Source organism: Amycolatopsis dendrobii (genome assembly GCF_014145675.1).
Lineage (GTDB): Bacteria > Actinomycetota > Actinomycetes > Mycobacteriales > Pseudonocardiaceae > Amycolatopsis > Amycolatopsis dendrobii.
The window spans coordinates 367,958-381,842 of sequence record NZ_JACGZW010000011.1 but is presented as its reverse complement, the minus strand read 5'-3'; the positions used below and the strand labels follow the sequence as shown (position 1 = coordinate 381,842).

Here is a 13,885-nt window from a genome sequence, read left to right as displayed (position 1 = left end):
CGCATCAGCGCCCCTGCAGTTCGCCGAGCCTGCGGTAGAAGTCCTGTTTGGCCGCGTCGTCCGCGAGGACGGTGACCTGCGAGGCGTCCGGCACCGTCGGCAGGTCCGAGGAGGTGGCCTCTCCGGTGAACTTGAACTCGTAGCGCAGTTCGACCTTGTGCCCGTCGCCCTCGAACTTGGCTCCCATGGTGAACGCGGCGAGCGAACCGTCCGGCTTGAGCGTGATCGTGCTCGGCACGACGGCCTTGCGCAGTTCCGGCCCGACCTGGTTGAGCACCTTGTCCGGGAGCAGTTCGACGCGCCGGTCGAGGAAGATCGGGAACGGCACGTTCACGGTCAGCTGCTCGGTGCCGTCCGCGGAGCTCTTCGCGCCGCGCAGCGCTTTCTTGTCCGCCTTGTACGCGCTGTCGACCGCGTCGCCCATCTTGCACGCGATCTGCACCCCGCCCCACGCGCACGGCTGGACGAGCCCGGCCTCCGGCTTGGGCATCGAGACCCACGGCGTCGGCGCGAGCGTTTTGTAGGCCGGGCCGAGGTAGAGGTACTCGACGGCGCCGTCGGCCGGGGTGAACGAGTCGAGGAACTCGTTGGGGTTCTTCTGCGACCGGTTGTGCACGATGCGGCTTTCCGGGCTGCCGGTGCGCGCGGAGGTGACGATGTTGTGCAGGTACTTGTCGTCGAACTTGAAGTACCGGTCAGCGGAGTTGGTCACATTGCGCGGCTCGACGATCGTGTCCGCGAGCTTCGACATGGCCTTCTCGAACTTCGCGCCGACGTACGCGGCGGCCTGGTCGCCGTCGGGCAGCGCGGTTCCGGCGCGGGCCTGCCCGCAGGCCGTCGCGAGTGCCAGCACAGCGACGGCGGCGCACACCGTCCGTGCGGGTCGGGTCGTCCTCGCTCGTGTCTTCAACTGCTGTCCCCAGATGCTCGTCGTGCTCGCGCGGCCGCGCGTCGGAATCGTCTCATCCTGCTACGACCCGCGCGGCGGCGTGGTGGTTCCGGGAACCGGTCGGGTACGCTGTGACCGGCCGACGAGGCGTCTTCGCACCCCCGCTGCACAACAGGCGGGACCACAGGGGTATCTTCATATGTCGTTGTGCGTTGCGGCGCGTCAGCGCTCGGCCCGCACATTACCCACACGCAATGACGACGAGGTAGACCCTTGCCCACGTACAGCCCCAAGCCCGGCGACGTCACTCGTGCCTGGCACGTGATCGACGCCGAGGATGTCGTGCTCGGACGGCTCGCGACCGAGGTCGCCACGCTGCTGCGCGGCAAGCACAAGCCGACCTACGCCCCGCACGTGGACACCGGTGACTTCGTCATCATCGTCAACGCCGAGAAGGTCGCTCTCACCGGTAACAAGCGCGAGCAGAAGTTCGCGTACCGGCACAGCGGTTACCCCGGCGGTCTGCGGAAGCGCTCCTTCGGCGAGCTGCTCGACACCAAGCCCGAGCACCTCGTGGAGAAGGTGGTCAAGGGCATGCTGCCGAAGAACAAGCTCGGCCGCGCCATGGCCAAGAAGCTGAAGGTGTACGCCGGCCCGCAGCACCCGCACGCCGCGCAGCAGCCGCAGGCGCGCGAGATCACCAAGATCGCGCAGGTCGCGCAGTGAGTGAGGAACAGTTGACCAGCACCGAGACCGAGGTCGTCGCTTCGACCGAGACCCCCGCCGAGGCCGTGGCGACCAGCGAGTCCGCCGCCGCCCCGCGCCCGTCGCGTGCCGCCGGTGGCAACGCGCAGACGGTCGGCCGCCGCAAGGAGGCCGTGGTCCGCGTCCGCGTCGTGCCGGGTACCGGTGAGTTCAAGCTCAACGGCAAGTCGCTCGAGCAGTACTTCCCGAACAAGGTGCACCAGCAGCTCATCCGCGAGCCGCTGGTGACCGTCGAGAAGCCGGACTCCTTCGACATCTTCGCCAACCTCAAGGGCGGCGGGATCTCGGGCCAGGCGGGCGCGCTGCGTCTCGCCATCGCCCGTGCGCTGGTCGAGGTCGACGCCGACGACCGCCCGGCCCTCAAGAAGGCCGGCTTCCTGACCCGTGATGCGCGCGCCACGGAGCGGAAGAAGTACGGCCTCAAGAAGGCCCGCAAGGCTCCGCAGTACTCCAAGCGCTGATTTCCGCGCCTGGCGCAACCCTGGAAGCGCCCATCCGTCCATCGGATGGGCGCTTCCGGCGTTTTCCGGGCCTGATGATGCGTTCTTCGCCACTGGCACGACTGTCTTGGGGTAGGGCAGGGGATCACCCCCGCCGGGCCCGGCGCTAGGTTTGTCGAGGCCGGGCGCGCCCCGAGGCTGGTGAATCAAGACAAGGAGGTCGAGATGGCTCGACTGTTCGGCACCGACGGGGTACGCGGTCTGGCCAATGCCGACCTGTCCCCGGAGCTGGCCCTGTCGGTCGCGGCGAGCGCCGCCCGGGTGCTGGCGGCCCATGACCGTTCGCACCGTCCGGTGGCCGTGGTCGGCCGTGACCCGCGTGCCAGCGGCGAGATGCTGGAGGCCGCCGTCGTGGCGGGCCTCGCGTCGGCCGGTGCGGACGTCCTGCGGCTCGGCGTCCTCCCGACGCCCGCCGTCGCGTACCTCGTCGGTGCGCTGGAGGCGGACCTCGGCGTGATGATCTCCGCCTCGCACAACCCCATGCCGGACAACGGCATCAAGCTCTTCGCCGCGGGCGGGCACAAACTGCCGGACAGCATCGAGGACGAGATCGAATCCGGCCTCGACGCGACCGGCGTCACCCGCCCGACCGGCGACGGCGTCGGCCGCGTCACCGACGTCCCCGACGCGCTCGACAAGTACATCGAGCACCTGGTCGCCGCGACGCCGCATCCGCTGACCGGCCTGAAGGTCGTGGTGGACTGCGCGAACGGCGCGTCGTCCGCGGCCGCGCCGGAGGCGTACCGCCGGGCCGGCGCCGAGGTCGTGGCCCTGCACGCGGAGCCGGACGGCATCAACATCAACGACAGCTGTGGCTCGAACCACCCCGACCTGCTGCGCGCGGCAGTCGTCGAACACGGTGCCGACCTCGGCATCGGCCACGACGGAGACGCCGACCGCTGTGTCGCTGTCGATGCCGCTGGCGAACTGGTGGACGGCGACCAGATCATGGCCGTCCTGGCGCTGGCGCTGGCCGAAGAAGGCGCGCTGGTGAAGGACACCCTGGTCGCGACCGTGATGAGCAACCTCGGCCTGCACCTGGCGATGAAGGCCCACGGCATCACGGTCGTCACGACCGCGGTGGGCGACCGCTACGTGCTGGAGGAGTTGCGCGCCTCGGGCCTGGCCCTGGGCGGCGAACAGTCCGGCCACGTGGTGCTCCCCGCCCACGCCACGACCGGCGACGGCCTGCTGACCGCGATGCGGCTGATGGCCCGGATGGCCGCCACCGGCAAACCGCTGGCCGAACTGGCCGCGGTGATGAACCGGCTGCCACAGGTCCTGGTCAACGTCCCGGTCGCGGACAAAGCGGCGGTAGCGGGCTCGGCCGAGGTCCGCGACGCGGTCGGCGAGGTCGAAGCCGAACTCGGCGAGGAAGGCCGCGTCCTGCTGCGCCCGTCGGGGACCGAGCAACTGGTGCGGGTGATGGTCGAAGCCCCGGCCCATTCCACCGCCCAGGCGGCGGCGGACCGGCTGGCTGGGGTCGTGTCGGCGGTCTCCTGACCGAACTGCCCGAATCGCTGCGCCCCTCGTCACTCTCCGGGTACATTCCGTAGACGAGTGTCCGGCACCGTCGACGGCTTCCGTGCGTCCAACGTCCGGAAGCACTCGGCAGTCGAGGAGGGGCGAGCGTGGGGAACCGACAGAACGTCGATCCGCAGATGCTGGAAACGGCGGGCGGATTTGTCCGGGACGCGGCGAAGGACCGGCTGCAGACGACGCTGCCCGCGTTGAAGCAGCTGCAGATCACCGAGGCGGACTTCGGGCGCAAGCACCACGGCTCGTTCCAGCTGTACAAGACCGGCATCGAAGCGGTCGGCAAATGCGTCGACAGCTACGTGAAGGCGTCTGAGGACTTCGGGAACAACCTCGGGTCGGCGAGCAAGAAGTACACCGCCAACGAGGCGAGCAGCTCGGACTCCATCACGAAGAGCGGCAAGCGCTGATGGCCGAGCGCAACGGGGATATCCCGACTTTCCAAGAGTTCCAGCAGTTGATGAACGACCCCAGTGTCGACAGCAACACCAAACGGGGTCTGGCGCTTCGCTATTTCGACTACGTCGAGGACGAAGACGACGACGGCGAAGCGCAGAGCTACGGCTTCCAGAGCGACGAAGACCGCAACCACTGGCGCGACTACTACAAGGACAAGCTGTCCATCTCCGAAGGGGACATGGACTGGGAGTGGTCGAGCGGTGGCGACGTCCGCGATTGGTACGGCAAGGCGAAAGAGCAAGCCGACAAAGGCGCGAAGGCGGCGCAGGACAAACAGCAGCAGGCAGTCGACGGCGACAAGCAAAAGCTGAAAGACCAGGGTGCCAAGAACACTGACACCGACCCGGGCGTCGCGAACTCGAACGAGATCCTCGACCTCGGTGTCTCGGGTTTGCAGCCGTTCCGGAACCTGCTGCCGCTCTACAATCGTGCCCGCGGCCTTGTCGCGCAGAACCTTCCCGAGCACCCGTTCCAGCCGCATGTCGGAGACCCGTTCGACGAGCAGCGGGACATCCCGTTCGACAAGTTCAAGGCGGCTGCCAAGGAACTGACGGACGTCAACGCGTCCATTGTGGACGCCGCGGCGGACCAGGACAACCGGATGGCGACCGTGTTCGCCAACTGGTCGGGCAACGCGCGGGATTCGGCTCAGCAGTCCTGGAAAGGGATCACCGACGGCACCAAGGCCGTTGAGCAGACCCTGAAGGACGGGGCGGGCCTGATCGACCGCAGCATCGCCTCGATCGCGAAGCTGATCCGGGCGAAATGCCAGTGGCTGCAGGACTACTACATCACCGAGTACCCCAACAAGGGCGACTTCTCGCCCGGCGACATCGACCGGTTGATCCGAGTCGCCGAAATGGGGCGCAACGCGAGCGACGACGACTTCAAGCATTTCGTTCGGTTCATGCCGGAGGACCTGAAGAACACCGTCAACAGCGACAATTGCGACCTCGGTGACGACACCAAGGACGCCGGGCAGGAGTGGGCCAAGAAGTGGCTCGCCGGGTTCTGCGGGTTCATGGACAAGCACGTCACGAACTGGCAACAGGTCTGCGAGCACACGCGCACGAGCGTCGACCAGGTGTGGAACGAGCTGGGCGCTTCGCTGGGCAAGGCCCGCGAGGACCTCTTCACCACGTCGTCGAAGCCCGCTGACGAGGGCGGCGGGAAGCAGTCGGACGGGGGCGGCCAGCAGACCACGCCGTCGTCCTCCGGCGGCGGCAAGGACTCGGGAATGCCGAGCACTGGCGGTTCCGGACCGACCCCGGCCGCCGCGCAGACGCCCAAGATGCCGGAGACGCCGCAGACTCAGCCGCAGTCGGCCGAGGGACTGAACCCGGTCACTCACCAGCCGCTCGAGGTCGATCCGAAGACGGGCCAGCCGTATCCGATCGACCCGAAGACGGGCGCGGCGCTCAAGCCCGAAGAGCCCGAGACGATGACCGTCGAGCACGACGGCCACAAGATCTCCATGTCCGAACCCGGCAAGGACGGGCACATGGGGATCAGCGTCGACGACGGCACGGGCAAGCAGAAGACCTATGACCTCGACTTCGGCGACCCGGCGAAGCCGGATGCGACGCAGCCGCCGGGGACTCCCGTGGCCGGGCAGCAGCATCCGGACCCGGCGAGCGGCTTCGGACCGCAAGGCCACGACGGTGCGCAAGGCCACGACGGTGCGCAAGGGACCGGACAGGGCCACGACGGAACCCCTGGCCAGGACGCTGCGAAGAACCAGGACGGCGCGCAGGGCGCCGGGCAGAAGTACCAACCAGGTCCGGACGGCAAGATCCACATCCAGGACGGCAAGCTGTCGATCGTGGCCGAGCGGCCGTCCGGGGCCGACGGTCCGACGGTCGTGACGATCGACGACGGCTCGGGCCATCCGACGAAGTACACCCTCGGTGACGACGGTGCGCTGAACCCCAGCGGTCACAGCGCCGGCGGTGGAGCCGCGGTCGGCGGGCAGGCCACGCCGGGCGGGCCGACGCCTCCCGGAACGCCGGTGCCGGACGCAGCGACCGCAGCGGGCCAGCCGGTTGCCGCTGCCGCTCACCAGGCCGTTCCGGACCAGGTCGTCGCGCAGGGCCACCAGGTCGTTCCCGAGCAGTCCGCTGCGCAGAGCCATCAGGCTGTTCCTGACCAGCCAGGCGCGCAGGAACACCGGATCGTCCCTGGCCAGCCGCCCTCGCACGAGCTGCCCGTGACTCACGAGCCGGCGAGCGAACCCGCCGCGGCGGCGTCGGGACCGGACGAGTCGACCACTGCCCAATCGGTGCTCGACCCGTTCTCGTCAGATCCCGGGATCGGCACGGTTCCGCACGACGGTCTCGGCGACACCGGCGATCCGATGGCCGCTTCAGCAGGCGACGCCCCGCCGACCGACACCTCGCAGCTCGGCACCGCGCCGGTGCACCACGAGGCGAGCGGTTCCGGCACCCCGGCCATGATGGGCGGCGGCATGATGGGCGGGCTCGGCAACGCGCCGGGCGGCGGACAGGAGCAGGAACGTTCGTCGAGCGCGTACCGGGTCGACGGCGGTCTTTTCGGCTCGCAGTCCAACTCGAACCGGATCAGCGGTTCGCTGCTCGACGACGATCAGCCTGGCCGTTAGGACGGGGGAGGACGCGGTGAGCAGCGAAGACCTGGGAGCGGGATTCCGCCACAAGATGGCCCAGATCGAACGCGAGGCGGAGGAACGGCTCGCGTTGATCGGCAGCCGGGTCCGGAAGGACCTCAAGGAAAGCAAAGAGGCCAGCGACAAGCAGCTGCGCACGGTCGGCCAGGTGATCGTCCGCGTGCAGGAGAACGCCCGCCGTGCGGCGAAAGCCGGCGGCTGGGTGATGGAGTCGACCGTCGGCGACAAGTCCAAGGGCGAGGTCAGCTTCGGTTTCGAGGACGACGAAGCGGAGAAGGAACGTCGCGCTGATTACGGGCCGTCCGAGCCTGCTCCGCAGCGACCGAGCACGCCTCCGCCGACGCCCGCTCCGGCACCGCCTGCGCCTCCGTCGGGACGGCACCGTCGTGGCGTGCACCACGACGAGGACGACTTCACGAACACTGACTGGCTGGCTACCTGATCAGGCAGCCGGTTCCTCGTCCTCCGGAACCTCGATCGGCGCGCGCTTCACATCGGCGTCCAGCAGCGGCAGGTACTTGTCCGTACCCGTCAAATGCGTGAGAAAGAACGCAGTGAACAGCGCCTTCGTCAACTGTTGAGTCGCCCGCTGCGGCTTGCCCTGCAACAGCAGTTGGCTCCAGTGCCGACCCTCGGTGACCGCCAGGTGGGACGACTTCGCCAGCGTCCGCAGCTGCACCGGACCGGCCCACGCCTGCGCGATCGCGTCTGCGTGGCCGACCGCCGGAGCGACCAGGTCGCCGTCCACGGCCAGGTGCAGGCCGGGGGCGCTGATGACCTTCGCGGCTTCCGTCGCGGGCGGGAAGGTCTGTGCCGCGGCCACTGTCGCCACTGCCCGGGCCTTCGGGCGGGCGTCGTCGCCTGCTCCGGCGGACTGGGCGGCTGCCAGCACTGCCGAGCCGCCGCCGGTGGAGTGGCCGGCCAGTCCCAGCTTCTCCGGGTCGACGCTGATGCCGTCCGGGCCGAGGCGGACTGTGGTGATGATGTCGAGCGTCGTCAGCAGGTCGCCGGCCAGCAGGCGGTGCGACGGGAGCGGGCCGAGCTGGGTCGCGGGGGCCGCGGCGACCACGCCCCAGCTCGCGAGGTGGTGCAGCAGTTGCCGGTAGCGGGTGGCGGGCTGCATCCAGCCGTGCCCGAACGCGATGGCGGGCAGGCCAAGGCCTTGGCGCGGGGTGAACACGACGCCGGGCAGTCCGACCAGGGCGAGGTTGCCGCGCACGACCTCGTGCGGACCCGGGTGGGACAGCTCCGCGAGCAGCTGCTTGGGCTTGCTGGCCATGCGCGTGACCTTACTGCCCGTGCCCCGCCCCGGCCCGGTGCGCCACCCCGATCGGTTTAGGGGTCCGCCGCCGGACTGCGCCGGCACCCGGTCAAGCGTTGTCCGGAAGGTCGCTCGCCCAGCTCAGCGGCACTGAAAACCCCGCTCTAGGGACCGGAGTAGGGGACTGGACTTGTCTCGTTACGCTAGTTCGCGTGTGTGGAATCGTGGGATACGTCGGACACCGCCCGGCTCTGGACGTCGTGCTCGGTGGGCTCCGCCGCATGGAATACCGGGGCTACGACTCGGCTGGCGTGGCGGTGCTGGACGGCGCCGGTGCGCTGACTGTCGAGCGCAAAGCCGGCCGGCTGGCCAACCTGGAGGCCCGGCTCGACGAGGTCGGCCGCGACGCGTTCACGGGCACCGCGGGCATGGGCCACACCCGCTGGGCCACGCACGGGGCTCCGATCGACCGGAACTCCCACCCGCACCGGGACACCACCGGCCGCGTCGCGGTGGTGCACAACGGCATCATCGAAAACTTCGCCGCGTTGCGCGCCGAGCTCGAGGCCGCGGGCATCGAGATGGCCAGCGACACCGACACCGAAACCGCCGCGCACTTGGTTTCCCTCGCCTACACCGAGGGCGACACCAAGGGTGACCTGCCGGCCAGCGTCGCCGCGGTCTGCCGCCGGCTGGAGGGCGCGTTCACGCTCGTCGTGACGCACGCGGACGAGCCGGACACGATCGTCGCCGCGCGCCGGTCGTCGCCGCTGGTGGTCGGGGTCGGCGAGGGCGAGCACTTCGTCGCTTCCGACGTCGCCGCGTTCATCGAGCACACCCGCGAGGCCGTCGAACTGGGCCAGGACCAGCTGGTCGTCATCACCCGCGACGGCTACCAGGTCACCGACTTCCACGGCGACGCGGCGCAGGCCAAGCCGTTCACCGTCGACTGGGACCTGTCGGCCGCCGAGAAGGGCGGCCACGAGTACTTCATGCTCAAGGAGATCGAGGAGCAGCCGGAGGCGCTGGCGAACACGCTGCGCGGGCACTTCGAGGCCGGCCGGATCATCCTCGACGAGCAGCGTATTTCCGACCAGGACCTGCGCGACGTCGACAAGGTGTTCGTCGTCGCCTGCGGTTCGGCCTACCACTCCGGTCTGGTCGCCAAGTACGCCATCGAGCACTGGTGCCGGCTGCCGGTCGAGGTGGAGCTGGCGTCGGAGTTCCGCTACCGCGACCCGGTTCTCGACCGCGACACCCTCGTCGTCGCCGTCTCGCAGTCCGGCGAGACCGCGGACACCCTCGAAGCCGTGCGGCACGCGCGCGAGCAGAAGGCCCGCGTCCTGGCGGTCTGCAACACCAACGGCGCGCAGATCCCGCGCGAGTCCGACGCCGTGCTGTATACGCACGCCGGGCCCGAGATCGGCGTCGCGTCGACCAAGGCGTTCCTCGCGCAGATCGCCGCGAACTACCTCGTCGGCCTCGCGCTGGCGCAGGCGCGCGGCACCAAGTACCCGGACGAGGTCGCCCGCGAGTTCGCCGAGCTGGAAGCCATGCCTGCCGCGGTGCAGAAGGTGCTGTCCACTGTGGAGCAGACGCGCGAGATCGCGCGGCGGATCTCCGACTCGCGCGCGGTGCTGTTCCTCGGCCGCCACGTCGGGTTCCCGGTGGCGCTGGAAGGCGCGCTGAAGCTGAAGGAACTCGCGTACATGCACGCGGAGGGTTTCGCGGCGGGCGAGCTGAAGCACGGTCCGATCGCGCTGATCGAAGAGGGCCTTCCGGTCGTCGTCGTGATGCCGTCGCCGAAGGGCCGCGCGGTGCTGCACTCGAAGCTGGTGTCGAACATCAGCGAGATCCAGGCCCGGGGCGCGCGCACGATCGTGATCGCCGAGGAGGGCGACGAGACCGTGCGCCCGTTCGCCGACGAGCTCATCGAGGTGCCCGCGGTCCCGACGCTGCTGCAGCCGCTGGTTTCCACCGTGCCGCTGCAGGTGCTGGCCGCGGAGATCGCGAGTTCGCGCGGGTACGACATCGACAAGCCGCGTAACCTGGCGAAGTCCGTCACCGTCGAGTAAGACCGGAGGCCGCCGCCGTGCAAGGAATCTGGACTACAGAACGGATTCGCGCGGCGGAGGACCTGCTGCTCGCGCGCACCCCGGACGGCGAGCTGATGCGCCGGGCCTCCTTCGGCCTCGCCGCCGAGGTGGCTGGGCTGCTGGCCGAGTACACCGGCGGCGTCTCCGGCCGTCGGGTAGTGCTGCTGGTCGGTTCGGGCAACAACGGCGGCGATGCGTTGTGGGCTGGGGCTTTCCTGCGTCGGCGCGGTGTCGCGGTGGCCGCGGTATTGCTGAAGCCGGAGAAGGCGCATCCGGCCGGATTGGCCGCACTGCGGCGATCTGGCGGTCGCGTGGTGTCCACTGCGGACAGTCCACAGTGGATCGAACGAGCGGACGTCGTCGTGGACGGCATCGTCGGCATTTCGGCTCGCGGCCCGTTGCGTCCGGAGGCGGCCGAGCTGGTCGCGCGGATCGAAGCGCCCGTGGTGGCGGTGGATCTGCCAAGCGGCGTCGACCCGGACACCGGCGCGGTCGACGGTCCGCACGTCACCGCCGCGCGCACGGTCACCTTCGGGGCGCTCAAGCCCGTGCACGTGCTGGCTCCGGAGGAATGCGGCGAGGTCGTGCTGGTGGACATCGGCCTGCGACCCTGGCTGGACGAGCCGGATCTGCACCGCCTTGACCTGGCCGATGTCGCCGAGGTGTGGCCGATCCCCGGCCCGGAGGACGACAAGTACAGCCAGGGCGTAGTCGGCATCGCGGCCGGATCGGCGACGTACCCCGGCGCGGCGGTGCTCGCGTCCGGTTCCGCGGTCCGCGCGACGGCGGGCATGGTCCGCTACGCCGGACACGCCGCGGACGTCGTGCGCTCGCGCTGGCCGGAGATCGTCGCGACTGGCTCGGTCACCGACGCGGGCCGGGTGCAGGCATGGGTGGTCGGTCCTGGCATCGGCACTGGCGGGGAAGGCCGCGAGATCCTGCGGCACATCCTCGGCCAGGGCGTCCCGGTGTGCGCGGACGCCGACGCCACCACGATCATCGCGAACACCCCCGAAGTCCTCGACGCCCGCGATCCGGACACTCCGCTCGTGCTCACCCCGCACGCTGGCGAATACGAACGCCTGATGGGCCGCCGTCCGGGCTCGGATCGCGTCGCAGCGGCGCGGGAAGCGGCGAAGAAGTACGACGCGGTTGTGCTGCTGAAAGGCCACTGCACGGTCGTCGCCGCTCCAGACGGCCGCGTCGCGGTGAACACTCCGCGCGGGTCTTGGCTGGCCACCGCCGGCTCCGGCGACGTGCTGACCGGCCTGGTCGGGTCATTGCTGGCCGCCGGACTCGATCCGTGGCTGGCCGCCGCCGCTGCTGCGCAGGTCCATTCGCTGGCTGGCGCGCTCGCCGCTGAGGACGTGCCGACGTCGGCGTCCGGTCTGGTCGACGCCATCCCCGCCGCGCTCCGGTTGGTTCGCGCGACCGCATAGTTATCGAGTTACGTGTTAACTCGACTCGCGATATCTGGTAAGAACGAGATGTGAGTCGAGACACGCCAGGACGGCCGAAGACGCGCCCGTCCGACGCCGCGGTGGAGCAGCGGCGCCAGGAGATCCTCGACTACGTCATTGACCAGGGCGAAGTCCGCATCGACGACCTCACCGCCCGGTTCGGCGTGAGCCTCATGACGATGCACCGCGACCTCGACGAACTCGCTGACAAGCGGCTGTTGCGGAAGCTGCGCGGCAAGGTCGAGGCGTACCCGGCGCTCACCATGGAGACCGCCAGCAGGTTCACGCTGCACTCGGCCGAGAAGGAAGCCCTCGCTGACCTCGCGATTCAGCAGGTCGAACCCGGCCAGGCGGTGTTCGTGGACGACTCCACCACGCTGTTCCCGCTGGTCGAGCGGCTGGCCCGGATCGAGCGCCTCACCGTCATCACCAACTCGCTGCAGGCCGCACGGCTGCTGGGCACCGGTGTCGACGTCGTCCTCGCCGGCGGGCATTACGACCCCGAGTACGACTCCTGCTCCGGCCCCGACGTGCTCGCGCTGCTCGAGCGCATCCGCGTGGACATCGCGTTCGTCTCGGTGAGCGCGGTCGCGGTGGGCAGGCTGTTCCACCCGGTCCGCGACTACGCCGAGCTGAAGAAGGCCGTGCTGCGCGCCGCGAACCGCAACGTGCTGGTCCTCGACCACTCGAAGTTCGGCCGCACCGCGACGTACGCGCACGGCACCGTCGGCGATTACGACCTCCTGATCACCAGCGAAGCCACTCCCACCGAGGAGATCGAGGCCGCGCTGAACGAAGGAACGGCGGTCGAGGCCGCGGAGTACGTCGAGGAGGGGCAGCCCTATGACAGCTGAGCTGGTGGCCGGGGTCGATTCGTCGACCCAGTCGACCAAGGTCGTGGTCTGCGACGCGCGCACGGGCGAGATCGTGCGCACCGGCCGGGCGCCGCATCCGGACGGCACCGAGGTCGACCCCGCAGCGTGGGCGCAAGCGTTTGCGGACGCCACTCGCGACGTCCTCGACGGCGTCAAGGCGATCGGCGTCGGCGGTCAGCAGCACGGCATGGTCACGCTCGACGAGGCCGGTGAGGTGGTCCGCCCGGCGTTGCTGTGGAACGACACCCGCTCCGCGCAGGCAGCCAAGGACCTGACCGAGGAACTGGGCGGACCCGGCGTGTGGGCGAAGTCGGTCGGGCTGGTCCCGGTCGCGAGCTTCACCGTCACCAAGCTCCGCTGGCTCGCCGAGCACGAACCGGAGAACGCCGACCGGGTCGCGCGCGTCCTGCTGCCGCACGACTGGCTCACCTGGCGGCTGCTCGGCTGTCCGGAAACCGCGGTGACCGACCGCGGCGACGCCTCCGGCACCGGCTACTTCTCGCCCACGGACAACACGTACCGCCCCGACGTTCTCGCGCACGCGTTCGGCGGCCGCACCCCGGATCTGCCGACGGTGCTCGGCCCGTCCGACGTCGCCGGGCACACCAGCGAGGGCATGCTCGTCTCCGCCGGCACCGGCGACAACATGGCCGCCGCCCTCGCGCTCGAACTGGCCCCTGGCGACGCGGTGATCTCGATCGGCACCAGCGGCACGGTTTTCGGCGTCACCGAGACCGGCGCGGCCGACGCGAGCGGCCTGGTCGCCGGATTCGCCGACGCCACCGGCCGGTTCCTCCCGCTGACCGCCGCCCTCAACGCCGCCCGCGTGCTCACCGCGGGCGCGGCGATGCTCGGGGTGGACCTGGCCGAATTCGACCGGCTCGCACTGGCCGCCGAACCGGGTGCGGGCGGCCTCACGCTGCTGCCCTACCTCGACGGCGAGCGCACCCCGAACCTGCCCGGCGCGACCGGTTCGCTGCACGGTCTGACCAGGGCGAACATGACGCCGGAGAACGTCGCGCGGGCGACCGTCGAGGGCATGGTCTGCGGCTTGGCCGCCGGGCTCGACGCGGTGCGCGCGCAGGGCATGGCCGTGAAGCGCGTGCTGCTCATCGGCGGCGGCGCGCAATCCGCCGCGGTCCGCGCGATCGCGCCGATCGTGCTTGGCCTGCCTGTCGTGATCCCCGAGGTCGGCGAGTACGTCGCGCTCGGGGCCGCTCGACAGGCCGCTTGGGCGCTTTCTGGCGCCGCCGAACCGCCCGCGTGGACCGGAACCAAGAACCAGCTCGGGTTGGACGAGCCGACCGGGGCGCTGCGCGCCGCGGGCATCGAGATCCAGCAACGCCACCTCGAGGCGCGCGAGGCCGCGCACGGGGTTTCCGCGAAATTGGGAGAGGACTGAC

The 13,885-nt window shown here is 70.1% G+C and carries 12 protein-coding genes; 10 read left to right on the top strand and 2 right to left on the bottom strand.

The genetic code is table 11. From position 1 onward, the window contains the following. Positions 1–4 precede the first annotated feature (4 nt). Entirely contained in the window at positions 5–871 is an 867-nt protein-coding gene (locus tag H4281_RS32285) for a hypothetical protein (protein ID WP_237597962.1), read from the bottom strand. A 291-nt stretch (positions 872–1,162) separates the two neighbouring features. Here H4281_RS32285 and rplM point away from each other — a divergent pair, with 291 nt between their 5' ends. The 6 genes from rplM (at position 1,163) to H4281_RS32255 (ending at position 7,232) form a co-directional block, all read left to right on the top strand. Then, positions 1,163–1,615, top strand: a complete 453-nt coding sequence (gene rplM / locus H4281_RS32280) for a 50S ribosomal protein L13 (protein WP_009072361.1) — start codon at positions 1,163–1,165, stop codon at positions 1,613–1,615. Positions 1,616–1,626: 11 nt separating this feature from the next. Continuing rightward, complete coding sequence (rpsI, locus tag H4281_RS32275) at positions 1,627–2,115, top strand: 30S ribosomal protein S9 (RefSeq protein ID WP_009072362.1); 489 nt, start codon at positions 1,627–1,629, stop codon at positions 2,113–2,115. A gap of 204 nt (positions 2,116–2,319) precedes the next feature. Beyond that, on the top strand, positions 2,320–3,657 hold the full coding sequence (gene glmM / locus H4281_RS32270) for a phosphoglucosamine mutase (RefSeq protein WP_182894636.1): 1,338 nt from the start codon (positions 2,320–2,322) through the stop codon (positions 3,655–3,657). A gap of 128 nt (positions 3,658–3,785) precedes the next feature. After that, complete coding sequence (locus H4281_RS32265) at positions 3,786–4,100, top strand: hypothetical protein (RefSeq protein WP_312872217.1); 315 nt, start codon at positions 3,786–3,788, stop codon at positions 4,098–4,100. Beyond that, positions 4,100–6,766 carry a WXG100 family type VII secretion target gene (locus H4281_RS32260; protein WP_182894635.1) on the top strand — a complete coding sequence of 889 codons (2,667 nt, stop codon included), beginning with the start codon at positions 4,100–4,102 and terminating at the stop codon, positions 6,764–6,766. The genes H4281_RS32265 and H4281_RS32260 overlap by 1 nt, the downstream gene beginning before the upstream one ends. A 16-nt stretch (positions 6,767–6,782) precedes the next feature. Further along, complete coding sequence (locus tag H4281_RS32255; protein ID WP_182894634.1) at positions 6,783–7,232, top strand: hypothetical protein; 450 nt, start codon at positions 6,783–6,785, stop codon at positions 7,230–7,232. Here H4281_RS32255 and H4281_RS32250 read toward each other — a convergent pair whose 3' ends face one another. Next, a complete protein-coding gene (locus H4281_RS32250; protein WP_182894633.1) occupies positions 7,233–8,069 on the bottom strand; it encodes a dienelactone hydrolase family protein in 837 nt (278 codons plus the stop codon). It lies immediately after the preceding gene. 194 nt (positions 8,070–8,263) lie between these two features. On the opposite strand from H4281_RS32250, the gene glmS reads away from it, so the two are divergent. Genes glmS through xylB form a run of 4 tightly spaced genes read left to right on the top strand, consistent with a single transcriptional unit; the run spans position 8,264 to position 13,884 of the window. Next, positions 8,264–10,126 (top strand): glutamine--fructose-6-phosphate transaminase (isomerizing), encoded by a 1,863-nt coding sequence (gene glmS / locus H4281_RS32245; RefSeq protein WP_182894632.1) that lies wholly within the window; start codon positions 8,264–8,266, stop codon positions 10,124–10,126. Positions 10,127–10,143: 17 nt separating this feature from the next. Then, a complete protein-coding gene (locus tag H4281_RS32240) occupies positions 10,144–11,586 on the top strand; it encodes an NAD(P)H-hydrate dehydratase (RefSeq protein ID WP_182894631.1) in 1,443 nt (480 codons plus the stop codon). Between the two features lie 50 nt (positions 11,587–11,636). Then, a complete protein-coding gene (locus H4281_RS32235; protein WP_182894630.1) occupies positions 11,637–12,461 on the top strand; it encodes a DeoR/GlpR family DNA-binding transcription regulator in 825 nt (274 codons plus the stop codon). After that, positions 12,451–13,884 (top strand): xylulokinase, encoded by a 1,434-nt coding sequence (gene xylB / locus H4281_RS32230; RefSeq protein ID WP_182894629.1) that lies wholly within the window; start codon positions 12,451–12,453, stop codon positions 13,882–13,884. The genes H4281_RS32235 and xylB overlap by 11 nt, the downstream gene beginning before the upstream one ends. Position 13,885 lies beyond the last annotated feature (1 nt).